The following is a 14,674-nucleotide window of genomic DNA, read 5'->3' as shown; positions in this document are numbered from 1 at the left end:
CTCTCGGCAATGATGTCAATGAGGCACCACTGCAGATTGTGTGTCGCGCAAATGTTCTTTGCGCCTTGATATACAGGCATTTCTTGCATGTCAGATGGCCGGGTAAATAATTTTCAAACTTTCACGCTGGATGCGCAGGTGCCTGAAGAACACCAGCAATTTCCGTTTCCGGGTTGACACAATGCGGGGTGAAGGTGTTTCCTTTGCCGCTTTCGAAACACCCTATTACTGCTTGGATTGTGATCGTCTTCTCAATTTTTGCAGGGGTAGTGGCACTTTCGCACTGCATTGCGGTCGCAGTACCAGACTTGCAGCCGGTGGCTAAATAGCTCAAGTGTTTCAGATTTATGGCGGGAAAAGTTTGTAGGCAGTTTCATACAAAGTTTCACGTATTCAGGTCCGCAAGTTCATAGACAGCGGGTTGTTAACCCATCCGAGCAGTGCGATCGGGTTTCGTCCCTCTGTCAGATTCGTTATGCGCAGTGGCAGGCGAGGGCGGTAGCGTTCTTCTCTGCTTTCAAGGAGATACACATGTTGATGGACCTTGCCGCAATGCTTTCCCCGCAAAATCGGCGCCTGTTCAAATTCAAGAATTTTGCCAATCCCGACCAGCAGTTACTGCTTGAGTCCTTCAAGGGGACCGAAGGTCTGTCGCGTGCCTACAACTTCGAATTGATGTTGGTGTGCGAAGATTCCGGAGTCGAGCTCAAGTCGATGATGGGCCAGCATGTGTTGCTGGAAATCGAGCTGGCTGAAGCCGGGCCGCGATACCTGGCAGGTTACCTGACACGCTTCGCCAGCATCGGCAGCGACGGCGGCATGGCTCGCTACACCGCGACGCTGAACCCCTGGTTCTCGATGCTGAAAAACCGTTTCGACACCCGCATCTTCCAGGGCTGCACCGTCGAAGAAGTCGTGACCCAGGTGTTCGCGTTATGCCCCGCGTTTTCCCTGCATGAATTCCGCCTGAGCAAGCCGCTCAAAAAGTACACCTACATCACCCAATACCGCGAAACCGACTTCAACTTCGTCCAGCGCCTGCTGGAAGAAGAGGGGATGTTCTACTACTTCGAGCACACTGCCGAAGGCCACACCATGATCATCTGCGACGACTCCAGTACGCTGGTGCCGTTGCCTGAACAACCCCAAATCCGCTTTCACACCGCCTCGGTGACCGAGACAGCTGATGCCATTACCCAATGGAGTGGCAATCGCCAGTTGCAGTCCGGCAAAATCGCCGTCCAGACCTTCGATTATCGCCAGCCGACCAACCGTCTGCCGGTCGCCATGAAGAGCCTGAACAAGCAGGGCGACGTCGACGATTTCGAGATCTATGACTTCCCCGGCCAGTACACTCACGGCACCTATGACGAAGGTGAAGCGCTGCTGCGGCTTCGCGTCGAAGCGCTGGAACTCAAGGGCAAGAGTTTTCATGGCGCCAGTAATTGCCGCGCCATGAAACCCGGCTACACCTTCGAACTGCAGCAGCATTACGACCACGATCAGGGCTCGCCCGACGATCGCCAGTTCCTGTTAATGAGCGTCGAAAGCGAAGGCCACAACAACTACCTCAACGGCCATCAGGCGAGCTACTACAACACCTTCTCCTGCGTGCGAAAAAAGATCGTCTTCCGCCCGCAACTCACCACCCCGCGCCCAACCATCTCCGGCCCGCAAACAGCCATTGTCGTCGGCCCGCCGGGTGAAGAAATCTTCACCGATGAACTCGGTCGCGTGAAGGTGCAGTTCCACTGGGACCGCAAGGGCGAGCACAACGACAAGAGTTCGTGCTGGGTCCGCGTCGCCCAATCCGGCGCCAGCGGTGGCTTCGGCAGCATCCTCATTCCCCGTGTCGGCGACGAAGTCGTCGTGGTCTTCCTCGACGGCAATCCTGATCGGCCGTTGATCATGGGCAGTTTGTACAACAGCAAGAACACGCCGCCCTGGTCGTTGCCGGCGAACAAGACGCAGAGCGGGTTTTTGACGCGGTCGATGAAGGGCGATGGCGGCACGGCGAACTTCTTTCGCTTTGAAGACAAGGCGGGCGCCGAGCAGGTCATCATGCACGCCGAGCGCAACATGGACACCGAGATCGAGGTCGATGAGACCCACAGTGTCGGTAGCAATCGCACGATCACTGTGGGTGGCACGCACACCGAAACGATCAAGAAAGACACGGTGATGAATGTCCAGGAAGGCTCGTTGACGATTCAGGTCGATAACCAGTTCATTCAGGTGAATGCCAAGCAGCATATAATTTTGCAGGTCGGAGAAAGCAGCATCACGCTGACTCCGGACGGCATTGAGATCAAAGGCAAGGCGATCACCACAACCAGCACGGGCACCACCCAAATCACCGGCTCCGAAGTTCGGGTCAATGACTAGGGAATCGTGCTAATGACCAGAACCAGCCTTTACGACCGAATTTCCGCCAAGCGCATTGCGCTGGAGGAAGCGGCTCGTCTTGAACAGCAGAATGCACCGATAGTTGAAGCAGAGGCCGAGGCAGAACCTGTAGCTGTGGTTGCCCTGCAAGACACGCCTAGCAGCTTCAACTTCGGCGGGTTCAATCTGGCATTTCCATCGGGTTTCAACTTCCGCGATATTCAGACAACCATCGAGCACGAAGGCGAGCCAATCATCCTGACGATCAATCGTCGCGATGTGGCGCAGGGCCAGAATCTTGAAAATCTTTTTGACGGCTCCGTGCAGTCGTTCCACACGATTTATCCGGGGCTGCGCATCATCCGTCAGCGCGAGTACAGCCTGGCAGGCAATGCCGCCAAGTGCGTGGATTTTCACTTCAAGACCGGTCACGCCGAACGCCATGGGCGTCTGGTGGGCGCCATCGTTCCTGTCGCCGGGCGTGACGAAGTGCAATGGCTGAATATTTCGTGCGTGATTGATCCGACCAAGCCTGCGCTGAGTCTATGGCTGGTTGATTTCGACAGCATGCTCGACGGCCTAACGGCCCGCTGATAACTAATTTTTTCGATTTCAGGAATTTACATCACATGGATTATGAATTGCAGGAAGGCAGCATCGCGTTGCCGCAGGGTTTTCAGGACCGCACGGTAAACATGTTTGTGCTGGGGGCGAGCATTCCTGCACCGCTGAGTATCACCATCTCCAGGGACATGCTCCTGCCGGCCGAGGAGCTCAAGGCCTACGTAGACCGCCAGGTAAAAATGCTCGCATCGAAACTGCGTGGCTACACCTTGCTGGGCAAAAAATCGGTGGAGCTTTCCAGCACTGCGCCGATTGAAGGCATCCAGATCGATGCGTATTACATGACCGATGGTCGTCCGTTCTATCAGCGTCAGGCGGCATTCCTGATCGAGCCGGGCCGCGCAATCATCTTCTCCACCACGGCGCAGGCTGACTTCAGCAGTGAGCAGAATCAGAACTGGGCCGACCTGCTGGCCAGCTTCCAGCCTCGCCAGCCCGGCGCTACCAAGACCGACTCCAGCGAACAGGAGTAACGGTCATGTTCGAAGCCGCAAGGTTTGGCGATGAAATAAGCCACACCAGTGCCCTGGGCGGGTTCCTGATAGGGGCCGCGCTCGGGATTGCATTGATTGCCACGGTCGCTATCGCGACGTTCACCTGTGGGTTTGGTGTGGCGCTTTTGGCGGGTCTGGCCGCAGGCGTCGGAGGTAGCCTGCTGACTTTCCTGGGGGAGAAAATAGGCAGTAGTTTTTCCTCGCCCTCCGGGACCATCGTCATTGCGTCGGGCAACGTATTTGTTAACAGTCGCAAGGCTGCCCATGTCGAAAAAAGCATTGGCGCCTGCGACAAGCATCCCGGTCCGGTGCAGGTCGCAGAGGGTTCGACCAACGTTTTCATCAATGGCACTGCAGCGGCCCGAAAGGGCGACAAGATCACCTGCGGCGCAACGATCTCCAGCGGTTCGGATAACGTATTCATCGGCGGCGGCACCCACCGCTACCTGCCAGTAGATGACGAGATTCCCGGCTGGCTGCGCACTACCGTCGATATTCTGATGGCGGTCGCTGGCGCGGCGGGCGGTATCGCACAACTGATCAAGAACGCTTCCCAGGCCTGCCTCAAATCCGGCATGTCCTGTGTGTTGAAATTCACCGCCGGGTTCGTCGCCGGTGAAGTGGCCAGCCGTTACGTCGTAGGCCCGGCGATCGAGCGTGCAGTCGGCGGTCTGGTCGGCAACCCTGTCGATGCCACCACCGGCCGCAAGGTCATCCCTGACGAAACTGATTTCAGCCTTCCAGGCCTGATGCCCATCGACTGGTCACGCTTCTACGGCAGTGACCTGACCGTCGACAGTGTACTCGGCAAGGGCTGGGTGTTGCCTTGGGAACAAAGCCTGCGCCGCAGTGGCAGCTTCGTTTACCTGACCGACAATCAAGGTCGCACGGTGCCCTTCGTAGACGTCCAGCCGGGCGAACGCATCTACAATCCGCACGAACAGGTGTATCTGGTCTGCACCGAAGGCGGTCACTACCTGCTGCAAACCCTCGACAACATCTTCTTCTACTTCGGCGAAGTGCCGGACGACAACAACCCTGTCCCGCTACAACGCATCGAAAATGCCCTCGGCCACTTCCTGCATTTCACCCGCACGGTCGACGGCACGCTGACCGACATCAGCGCCACCGGCGGCGTTCGTGTGCACCTGCATTACGACAACCCGCTGGGCCGCCTGACCGATGTCAAACGCGTCGTCGACAATCAGGCTGTCGAAACCCTGGTGCAATATCGCTACGACGACAATGGCCAACTCATCGAGGTGATCAATCGCAACAACGATTCGGTTCGCCGCTTCAGTTACGCCGACGGCGTCATGGCCAGTCACAGCAATGCCTTGGGCCTGACTTGCAATTACCGCTGGGAAACCATCGCAGACCAACCTCGAGTGGTGGAACACTGGACCAGCGATGGCGAGCACTTCCATTTCCGTTACGACATAGCTGCCCGCACCACGTGGATCACCGATGTACTCGGGCGCGAAGCTGAGCTTCATTACAACAGCGATAACCGCGTCACCTCGAGCCGCGACTTCGGTGGCGAACACTACGTTATAGAGATTGACGACACCGGCAACATGACCGGCCTCATATTGCCCGATGGCAATACCGTCAAGCTCAAGTACGACGAATACGCTCGGCTGGTCGAAGAAACCGATCCGCTCGGGCGCAAGATCAAATACCAGCACCACCACCTGACCACCCTGGTCACGCAGGTTGATTACCCTGACGGCAGCACCTGGAAAGCACGCTACGACGCCAAGGGCAACCTCATCGCCGAAGTCGATGCGCTGGGCAACAAGACCGAATACCTCAACAGCGATGACGGCCTGCCGCACACCATCATCGACGCCACACACAAGTCCAAATACCTGTGGTGGAACACCCTGGCTCAGGTCGAACGTTTCCAGGATTGCTCGGGCAAAAACACCCGGTACCGTTTCGACGAACGCCATCACCTCGTCGCCGTCACCGATGCCCTGAACCAGACCACCACTCTGGAACGCAAACCCGACGGCGAAGTGCTGCGCATCCAGCACCCGGACGGCAGCGCCGAGTCCTTCACCTACAACGCCCTCGGCCAGGTCCTGACGCACACCGACGGCAAAGGCCAGACCACGCGTCTATTGCGCACTGCTCGCGGTTTGCCAAGCAGCCGCCAGGACGCCAAAGGCCAGCGCATCCGCTATGAATACGACCAGGCCATTCGCCTGACCGCGCTGGTCAACGAAAACAACGCGGCGTATCAGTTCGCCTACGATGCGTCCGATCGTCTGATCGAAGAAAAACGCATCGACAACCTGACCCGCCAGTTCAGCTACAACCTCGGCGGGCATCTGACACGGGTCAACGAAATCGGCTACGGCGAACGCGCCGAACGACCACAACGACAGACCGAATTTGAACGCGATTCCATCGGCCGACTGCTGGCCAAACTCAATGCCGATGCCCGTCAGGATTACACCTACGATGACGCAGACCGCTTGCTCACCATCGAGCGCCTGCCTACCGCCAACGGCAAGAAACTCTGCGTCAGCGAAGAAAAACTCGAATTCTCCTACGACTTGCTAGGTCGCTTAATTAAAGAGACCACACCCCAAGGCGCTCTGTCCTACGACTACGATCCACTGAGTAACCTGACTACCCTGACTCTGCCTGCCGGCCAGCACCTGAACCACCTGTACTACGGCAGCGGCCACCTGCACCAGCTCAACCTTGACGGCCAGCTCATCAGCGACATGGAGCGCGATGACCTGCACCGCGAGGTGCTGCGCACTCAAGGCAAACTCACCAGTTGTTTCGGCTACGACGCCATGGGCCGTAAAGCCTGGCAATTCGCCTCGACGTTGCCGGCAGAGAAACTCTCGCAGATTCTCAATCCCGGCATTCAGCCTGAGCTGTTGGTAGAACACGCCTACAACCCGATCCATCGCCGTCATCAATACGACCCGGCCGGCGAACTCATCCGCACCCTCGACAAGCTGCGCGGCGAGATCAAGTACGAGTACGAAGCCAGCGGCCAACTGCACAGCCGTGACACGGGCAAGTTGGTGGACAGTGAAGAGTTCCGATACGACGCGGCGGCGAACCGGCTGAACTTCAACACCAGTCAGTTTGATCACGTGAAAGACAACCGGATCAAGCAGTGGCGGGATCAGGAATATACCTACGATGCGTGGGGCAACCTGATTGAAAAGCGCAGCGGGATGAGCCGGCTGCAGACGTTCAGCTATGACTGCGAGAATCGGTTGGTTAAGGCTGAGACCTTGGTTGGCGGCAAGTTGGAAAGTACCGGGGCTTATCGTTATGACAGCTTGGGACGTCGTGTCGCCAAGGTGTCGGAGGTCAACGGGGTCACTGAGCAGAAGCATTTTCTGTGGCAGGGCTTGCGCATGTTGCGCGAGGAAGCGCCGGGGCAAAGTAGCCTTTATGTTTATGAGCCTGGGAGTTATGCGCCGTTGGCGCGAGTGGATCAGGAGGAGGGTGGGAAGCAGACGCTTTATTACTTCCATACCGACCAGATTGGTACGCCGCTGGAGATGACTGACCGCGAGGGGCAGATTGTTTGGCAGGCGACGTATAAGGCGTGGGGGTCCATCGAAACGCTGACGGTGAATGAGGTAGAGCAGAACCTGAGGTTTCAGGGGCAGTATCTCGATGATGAGACGGGGCTGCACTACAATACTTTTCGGTATTATGATCCGGAGGTTGGGCGGTTTACTACGCAGGATCCGATTGGTTTGTTGGGGGGGGATAATCTTTATCAATACGCCCCCAATACCAATGGGTGGATTGATCCTTTGGGTTGGTGTGTCAGTACCGCAGTCACACGTGGCGCAGCAGGGCAGCCTCTCCGAGCAACGGCGACTATTACTGCGAAGGATTTAGGAACAGGAACGGCAACGAATGCATCATCTAGAGTGTGGGCGCGGGCGCTAGGTAACTCTAAAGATGACGCAGGTCACATAATTGGAAAGCTTTTGGGTGGTTCAGGCGGTAAGAATGGTGTTTTTCCACAGCTCTCAAGAATAAACCGAGGTCTTTTTAGAGATTTTGAAGGGGAGGTAGCCAGCTTCGTAAGAAGTAATGGTCCCGTCGATGTAGATATTAAATTTATCTATGGTGCATCCAGTACGAGACCAACGAAAGTTGTGTATAACGTTTTCCAGCAAGGGAAAACTGTACTGTCAGACATTTTTAGTAACTGAGGTTGTTATGGAAGAAAAAGTTTTAGTTGTTGAGGTCTTGAAGGGATTTATGTCAGAAATGCGGAACTGGGAGACAGCCTTTCGCGATGAGCAAATGGGGCTGATCAATGAAGATAAAGATACCTCTGACTGTGATAAAGCATATGAGCTTAAGCTTAAGAGTATTCTAGCTAAGTATTCTGTATCAGATGAACGAAGCTGGGCTCGTCTTGTAGATCTCGGTTGTGGATCACCTCCGACTTATGATCCAGAGAGGGATGTAATAAATGACCCTCTTCAAGAAGGTAAAAATTATACTGTGATTGTCGAGCAGATCGCTAGGCTAAAGGCTGTATATAAGTTTTTTATAAAAAATACTGTGGATGGATGGCTGATAGTGAAAAAAGAAACAAAAAATGGTGATAAGTGGAAAAAAACGGCTCTATGACGATTTTTGTAAAATTGTGCAGTTTTTCGTTGCAAAGATGGATCTGAAATTTACGTGTATGTAAATTTGCTTGTGGGGCGTTAAATATGGCTTACAGCGAACTCGCCGGATGGCCACAACACCAACGCCGAACTCTAACTCGATTCAATCGGAAGTTTACTGGCCTAACTCACCGCCGATGCCTGTCAGGCTTATACCTACGAAGATGCGGACCGCTTGCAGTTCACCGGGCACCTGCCTACTACTAACGGCAGGAAGCTCGGCGTCAGCGAAGAAACACTAGAATCCTCCTACGATTTGCTGGGACGTCTCATCAAAGAGACCACACCCCAAGGCGCTCTGTCCTACGACTACGATCCACTGAGTAACCTGACTACCCTGACTCTGCCTGCCGGCCAGCACCTGAACCACCTGTACTACGGCAGCGGCCACCTGCACCAGCTCAACCTTGACGGCCAGCTCATCAGCGACATGGAGCGCGATGACCTGCACCGCGAGGTGCTGCGCACTCAAGGCAAACTCACCAGTTGTTTCGGCTACGACGCCATGGGCCGTAAAGCCTGGCAATTCGCCTCGACGTTGCCGGCAGAGAAACTCTCGCAGATTCTCAATCCCGGCATTCAGCCTGAGCTGTTGGTAGAACACGCCTACAACCCGATCCATCGCCGTCATCAATACGACCCGGCCGGCGAACTCATCCGCACCCTCGACAAGCTGCGCGGCGAGATCAAGTACGAGTACGAAGCCAGCGGCCAACTGCACAGCCGTGACACGGGCAAGTTGGTGGACAGTGAAGAGTTCCGATACGACGCGGCGGCGAACCGGCTGAACTTCAACACCAGTCAGTTTGATCACGTGAAAGACAACCGGATCAAGCAGTGGCGGGATCAGGAATATACCTACGATGCGTGGGGCAACCTGATTGAAAAGCGCAGCGGGATGAGCCGGCTGCAGACGTTCAGCTATGACTGCGAGAATCGGTTGGTTAAAGCTGAGACCTTGGTGGGCGGCAAGTTGGAAAGTACCGGGGCTTATCGTTATGACAGCTTGGGGCGTCGTGTTGCCAAGGTGTCGGAAGTCAACGGGGTCACTGAACAGAAGCATTTTCTGTGGCAGGGCTTGCGCATGTTGCGTGAGGAAACGCCGGGGCAGAGCAGCCTTTATGTGTATGAGCCGGGGAGTTATGCACCACTTGCTCGGGTGGACCAGGAAGAGGGTGGGGAGCAGACGCTTTATTACTTCCATACCGACCAGATTGGTACGCCGCTGGAGATGACTGACCGCGAGGGGCGGATTGTCTGGCAGGCGACGTACAAGGCGTGGGGGTCGGTGGAGCGTCTGGACGTCAACGCAGTCGAACAGAATCTGCGGTTTCAGGGGCAGTATTTCGACGACGAGACGGGGCTGCATTACAATACGTTTCGGTATTACGATCCGGAGGTGGGGCGGTTTATTACGCAGGATCCGATTGGTTTGTTGGGGGGGGATAATCTTTATCAATACGCCCCTAATCCAATTGGTTGGCTCGATTTTTTGGGGTTGAGTTGTGAGCCAACTAAGAAATATGAAGTTGGAAGATTCGACACCTTGCAAAAGAATTCTAAGGTAGGTGATGGTCTGGATATTCATCATGCCGTACAAAAACACCCGGCAGGTCAGATAATTGTGGGTTACGACCCGAAGACAGCTCCATCAATTGCCCTCCCTAGAGCTGAGCACAAATTGATTCCGACAGTGAAAGGTCCATTTACTGGAACCCCAAGAGACCTTTTGGCTAAAGACGCAAAAGATCTCAGAAATTTCACGAATGCACCGCCTTCAGCTATCAAGCAAATGATAGACTTAAATAAAGAAATGTTTCCTAGTGCCTTTATAAAGTAGGAGTTTTAAATGGATGCTCAAAAGTTTGTAGATTTGATAACGCGAGTTGTTAGCGATGCGGCTATCACGGATACAGTTTCGGTGTTAACTTCGCCTCCCGGTAGAAAACCTAGCAAGCCTCTGCTTGAAATGTCTGAGTTTTACAATAAGCAAAATCTGGGGGATAAGGCATGTATTGATATGATAATAAAAAAATCAGTTGAAGAGGCAGTGTTTGGTTTCTTTTGTGTTTTAGATGGTGTGCGTGCGATTGAGGACTCCGATGATAGAGGTGTTTTGTCTCTTTATTATGAGGGTGGAACAACTATTAAGTTGAATTCCAATGGTGATTTACATGATATTTACAATTCTAAGTAGCACTTTTGGACTGCTGATAGTTTGATCGGAACAAGCCTCGCTTAAGCTGGTGAAGATCTATGCGTGGGAACATATAATCAAGTAAGAGGAGTAGGTATAAAAGGCGGGTTGAACGCAAGCCATACTCCTCTCCATGTCATTCCGAATGCCGTCAGCCCAACTACGCATGGAAAAGAAATTACAATCAACCTTCGAAGAGATTTGCACGAGTTCGACTGGACATATAAAAAAACTTTAGTGGAAGGGTTCACGGAACGGCAGTATTTGGTACGAGATGTAGCTGATGTTAGACGCTTCCTTACAAACGCTGGCTATAGCAGGTAAGTAGTTAATAGGTAGTTCGGTGAGATCACAAAGCAAAACAAAAAACTTTAGGAGACTTTAGGGCAATAATATGAACACTGACGAAGCTATAAATTTTTTGTCTAAGCATCAACCAATGCCAGCAGACTCTGCTTTGACTCAGGAAATAATCGATCAATACGACAATGTTAGAAAGCATTTCATTGAATACCCCGATATTAAAGCGATACCGTTTTTCTTAAGGTCGTTCGGTGATGGTAATGGCTGGGGTGTTTATCAAGTTGTCGAGGATTTTTTATAGATGTCCGCACGAAGAGGTTGTATTGGCTATCAAAACAATTTTAGAAGATGAAACTATTCCAGATAGTGTTCGCTATTGGACCACTCAAACTGCTGCAGCATTCTCGGATAATAGTTTTCGCACAGGAATTTCATTGTCGTTGGCTTCAGCGAATGAAGACATTCAGGAGGCAGCTTTATTGGCGCTTGAAGTATTAGATGAAAGTTGATTTTTTTGGTTCGGATTGTTAAAGACAAAACCTTCCATGTATTCACCCTGAAGGACATCGGAACAAGCCCGTTTTCACTGGTGGTGGGGCGCTCCCGAGTCGAGCCGGAGCCGATCTTGAAATGGCCCAACTATTACTGGGTGAGCTGAAAAAGTCCTTGTCGCATATTAAAGTGGATCGAACGGGTCGCACCGGCCGAGGTGGCTCACACTGCCCGACGGCAATGTCGTCAAATTCAAGTACGACGAACACGCGCGATTGCTGGAAGAAACAGACCCGCCCGGACGCAAGATCAAGTACCAGTACCACCACCTGACAACCCTGATCACTTAGGTCGACTACCCCGACGGCAGCACCTGTAAAGCCCGCTACGACGCCAAGTGCAACCTCATCGCCGAAGTCGATGCGCTGGGCAACAAGACCGAATATCCCTGCCAATCTGCACCAACTCAACCTCGACGGCCATCTCATCAGCGAAATGGAACCCGATGACCTGCACCGCGAAGTGCTGCGCACCCAAGGCAAACTCACCAGTTGTTTCGGCTACGACGCCTGGGCCGCTAAGCCTGGCAGTTCGCCTCAACCCTGTCGGCGGAAAAACTTTCGCAAATCCACAACCCGGGTATTCAACCCGAGCTGCTGGTGGAGCACGCCTACAACCCGATCCATCGCCGTCATCAATACGATCCGGCCGGCGAACTCATCCGCACCCTCGACAAACTGCGCGGCGAGAAAAACGCTAACGATTCTAGAGGCACAGCAAAATGCGGGTGATTAGAAATGATATCTAAAAAAATTGTAGATTATTGCAAGCAGAAGGGTTGGTGGTATGAAAATGCCAGTTCTGATTATGAATCTGAACTAAATAAGCTAGGGGTCGATCTTTCGTCTGACTTTGGCCAATTTTTTCTTCACGTGGAAGATGGGCCTACTTTTATTAGTCGTGGTAAAGAAATTTATCAAATATGCTGGTTTTCCAAAAATACAAATTTTGATTTGGCACTCAAACGAACCCATGAGACGTTGAAAATTCCCTCGGACTATCTTCCACTGGATAGTTTTGAGGGGGAAAGTGGATTTTTCTACAACAAGCGCACAGGTGAGGTGATTGAAATTTCCTTCGGGGATTCATTGGTAAAATTTCAGAATGGGCAGTTGAAGCCTCAATGGTCAAATTTTAACGCATTTATTGAAAGTTTTTATGAATTGGTCTAGATGTTAGATTAGAGCTGCCAAGGCTAGTTTTTTAACAAATTATTTCGCCGCGGTGGTGGTGCGTTAATACTCACAGTGGGCCGCACACAAAATATCTGACAGTCCCGTCGATCCCGAAGGTCATTCATACGGTACCGATGCGAAGGTTTTAAGAAAAAACCTTGGTCCTAGTCCTGTCGGTGGGAGGCAATACGACGCGCAGCGTATTATTATGTCAAACTCTAAAGATCTTAGAATGTTCGCCGAGCGAGATAAGATGAATGATCTAGACATAAATATAAGCGATGAGAAATGGCATATGGTTGCCCAATACCGAGTCAGCCGGAGTTCCAGGCACATCTGCAACACCGCATAAAGGTGCCGAACTTCACAGTAACGCCTACAAACAGAGAGTTTTTAACTCTTTGTCCGGGGTAAATACCAAAGACGAGTTATTAACTGGGTTTGCGGATATTAAAAAATCGCTTGCTGATGGGGTAAATTTCAAGGGGTTTGTGTTATGAGTGTTTCTGAGTTGGAGTCTTTGAAAGACGAAATTGTAGCAATGCTAAATGATATTAGTGTATGCAACTATTTTGAAAGTGATCCTGTCCATGATCGAATTTTTTTTCTAAAGGGCCGTGCTTTACAATCTTGCCGCTTGAGTTGGAAATGTCGGGTGTAACGCCTTCTAAAATTATCGACGAAGAGCCAGCAAATAAGAAAAATCTATTCAAGCACTACGTAAGTGATGGTGCTGTAGTCAAGATCGAGAATTACGACTCGGGCGGCTTTCTTGACGAGGCTGAGATAGTAAATAAAATAGATGATAGGTTTATATCTCTAAGGAAAAATAAGCACGATGAAATCCTATCTTTGAAGGTTGTAGACCTCGACTGTGGAAAAGTTGTTCGAGGCTGTAGAGTGGATAATGATTTTGAATACTGGGCGTACCGTTATGGATGGAAGGATAATTTAATTGATACGATTGTTTCATTTGCGAGTAACAGTGTGGCGGGTACGGTGATTCAAACTGAATTTAATAGTCTGAATCAGGTTTCTAAACTGTTTTTTGTGGCGAATGGTAAAGAGGTAAACATTTACATACGTAAATAGGCTCGTGGTTCAGCATTCGGGCGATTTCCGTAAATCGGAATGTCGAGCCAATAAAGGCCGCCAGGCTTGACGCCGTCATCGACCTGCCACGCGGTGGCGATGCCTTCCTGCAAAATGGAGAGGCAGACAGGCAAGCTCTGGTAGAAATATTCAGCGATGGCCTACAAATGCAGCCCCCTCAAGATCAGGTTGCCGACTTGCCGGCCGATGCCCGCACCAGCGGCATCTCCAGGCGCGGCACAAATCCCGAAGGCAAAGGCTCCCGCTACGCCGCCATGTTGAGCCGACTGAACTTCAACACCAGTCAGTTTGATTACGTGAAAGACAACCGGATCGGTATTACGATCCGCAGGTTGGACGATTTGTTACGCAGGATCCGATTGGGTTATTGGGAGGGGATAATCTGAAAATTGCAAAGGATCCGCTTACTGGCGAGGGGCGTCGGCTCGACTTCGTCATCGGAAATTCAGATGGCTCAGGTACTGCCAAGGAGATCACTAGTCTTACGGCAGATAAAACTGGGCAACTACTCAAGGAAGACCGGATTAGAGAGGCAGGTGGTATTTTTGTAAGGGTGTCAGGGACGAAAAAGCTTATTGAAGTTTCTGATGTGTCTACTGTTATACGAGCAAGATAGAGGTGTTATTGTGGCGGATTTAAATTTTACGTTATGTAGTGTCCCTATGCTGCTTAGCCGAAACAAAAGCAAAGAATACCAAGAGCGAATGGTCTTAAAGCTCGCGATGTTGCTGGGTTTTTTAAAAGGCAATAATCTTATATTTACTAATCCTTTTAAATTAGATGGAAGTTTGGCACTTGAGTACATTTTGAAAAAAAATGATGCTGCACCTGAATGTGTTGAACTTTTCAAGAAGGTTATACCTGGCTGGTTCTCGTATTTAGATAACGGAGGGGATATAAATAACACCAGTCGACTTTCGCAGGGACTAAAAAAGCTAGTTTCTTAGTCAATCGAGCTAATCTTTTAGCGGTATCGTGAATGTTGCTATTTTTTGGTGCGCTAAGCCAATTTTTAACAATGGGTATAAGCAACAAGGGCGAGCTGGTCTGCTCGCCATAATTTAGGTGGATGGTATACAGATTAGATTAGAAATGCGTACAGGCTATATTCAATAAGTGTTTGAGAGAAATCGATACCAGTGCTGGGTACGCGTC

11 protein-coding genes and 4 pseudogenes are annotated in these 14,674 nt (G+C 51.7%); 14 read left to right on the top strand and 1 reads right to left on the bottom strand.

Going from position 1 to position 14,674, the window contains the following annotated elements; genetic code table 11:
* Nucleotides 1-531: 531 nt before the first annotated feature.
* The 13 genes and pseudogenes from AC3ZVB_RS13830 (at nt 532) to AC3ZVB_RS13770 (ending at nt 13,498) form a co-directional block, all read left to right on the top strand.
* On the top strand, nt 532-2,385 hold the full coding sequence (locus AC3ZVB_RS13830) for a type VI secretion system Vgr family protein (protein WP_490146818.1): 1,854 nt from the start codon (nt 532-534) through the stop codon (nt 2,383-2,385).
* Nucleotides 2,386-2,397: 12 nt separating this feature from the next.
* Nucleotides 2,398-2,979 (top strand): hypothetical protein, encoded by a 582-nt coding sequence (locus tag AC3ZVB_RS13825; protein WP_162439810.1) that lies wholly within the window; start codon nt 2,398-2,400, stop codon nt 2,977-2,979.
* A 35-nt stretch (nt 2,980-3,014) separates the two neighbouring features.
* The gene (locus AC3ZVB_RS13820; protein WP_162439809.1) at nt 3,015-3,482 is read left to right on the top strand and encodes a DcrB-related protein; all 468 of its coding nucleotides are present in this window, start codon (nt 3,015-3,017) and stop codon (nt 3,480-3,482) included.
* Nucleotides 3,483-3,487: 5 nt separating this feature from the next.
* On the top strand, nt 3,488-7,711 hold the full coding sequence (locus AC3ZVB_RS13815) for an RHS repeat-associated core domain-containing protein (RefSeq protein WP_490146817.1): 4,224 nt from the start codon (nt 3,488-3,490) through the stop codon (nt 7,709-7,711).
* Nucleotides 7,712-7,718: 7 nt separating this feature from the next.
* Nucleotides 7,719-8,138, top strand: coding sequence for an NTF2 fold immunity protein (locus AC3ZVB_RS13810; RefSeq protein ID WP_490146816.1), 420 nt, complete (start codon nt 7,719-7,721; stop codon nt 8,136-8,138).
* Nucleotides 8,139-8,279: 141 nt separating this feature from the next.
* Nucleotides 8,280-10,019, top strand: a pseudogene (locus AC3ZVB_RS13805) (RHS repeat domain-containing protein); the annotation flags it as partial.
* A gap of 9 nt (nt 10,020-10,028) precedes the next feature.
* Nucleotides 10,029-10,376 carry a hypothetical protein gene (locus AC3ZVB_RS13800; RefSeq protein WP_490146815.1) on the top strand — a complete coding sequence of 116 codons (348 nt, stop codon included), beginning with the start codon at nt 10,029-10,031 and terminating at the stop codon, nt 10,374-10,376.
* A gap of 394 nt (nt 10,377-10,770) precedes the next feature.
* A complete protein-coding gene (locus tag AC3ZVB_RS13795; RefSeq protein WP_490146814.1) occupies nt 10,771-10,980 on the top strand; it encodes a hypothetical protein in 210 nt (69 codons plus the stop codon).
* A gap of 22 nt (nt 10,981-11,002) precedes the next feature.
* On the top strand, nt 11,003-11,188 hold the full coding sequence (locus AC3ZVB_RS13790; protein ID WP_490146813.1) for a hypothetical protein: 186 nt from the start codon (nt 11,003-11,005) through the stop codon (nt 11,186-11,188).
* 20 nt (nt 11,189-11,208) lie between these two features.
* Nucleotides 11,209-11,412 (top strand): annotated as a pseudogene (locus tag AC3ZVB_RS13785) (DcrB-related protein); the annotation flags it as partial.
* Nucleotides 11,413-11,624: 212 nt separating this feature from the next.
* Nucleotides 11,625-11,920: pseudogene (locus AC3ZVB_RS13780) on the top strand (HNH/ENDO VII family nuclease); the annotation flags it as partial.
* 48 nt (nt 11,921-11,968) lie between these two features.
* Nucleotides 11,969-12,403: a hypothetical protein gene (locus tag AC3ZVB_RS13775; protein ID WP_490146812.1), complete on the top strand. Its 435-nt coding sequence runs from the start codon at nt 11,969-11,971 to the stop codon at nt 12,401-12,403.
* A 651-nt stretch (nt 12,404-13,054) separates the two neighbouring features.
* The gene (locus AC3ZVB_RS13770) at nt 13,055-13,498 is read left to right on the top strand and encodes a hypothetical protein (protein WP_490146811.1); all 444 of its coding nucleotides are present in this window, start codon (nt 13,055-13,057) and stop codon (nt 13,496-13,498) included.
* Between the two features lie 53 nt (nt 13,499-13,551).
* Here AC3ZVB_RS13770 and AC3ZVB_RS13765 read toward each other — a convergent pair.
* Nucleotides 13,552-13,812, bottom strand: a pseudogene (locus tag AC3ZVB_RS13765) (DUF6861 domain-containing protein); the annotation flags it as partial.
* Between the two features lie 294 nt (nt 13,813-14,106).
* On the opposite strand from AC3ZVB_RS13765, the gene AC3ZVB_RS13760 reads away from it, so the two are divergent.
* A complete protein-coding gene (locus AC3ZVB_RS13760) occupies nt 14,107-14,466 on the top strand; it encodes a hypothetical protein (RefSeq protein ID WP_490146810.1) in 360 nt (119 codons plus the stop codon).
* Nucleotides 14,467-14,674 lie beyond the last annotated feature (208 nt).

Source organism: Pseudomonas sp. MDV22-iso1, from assembly GCF_058145095.1.
The sequence above is the reverse complement of the archived record's forward strand: the minus strand, read 5'-3'. Positions and strand labels throughout refer to the sequence as shown.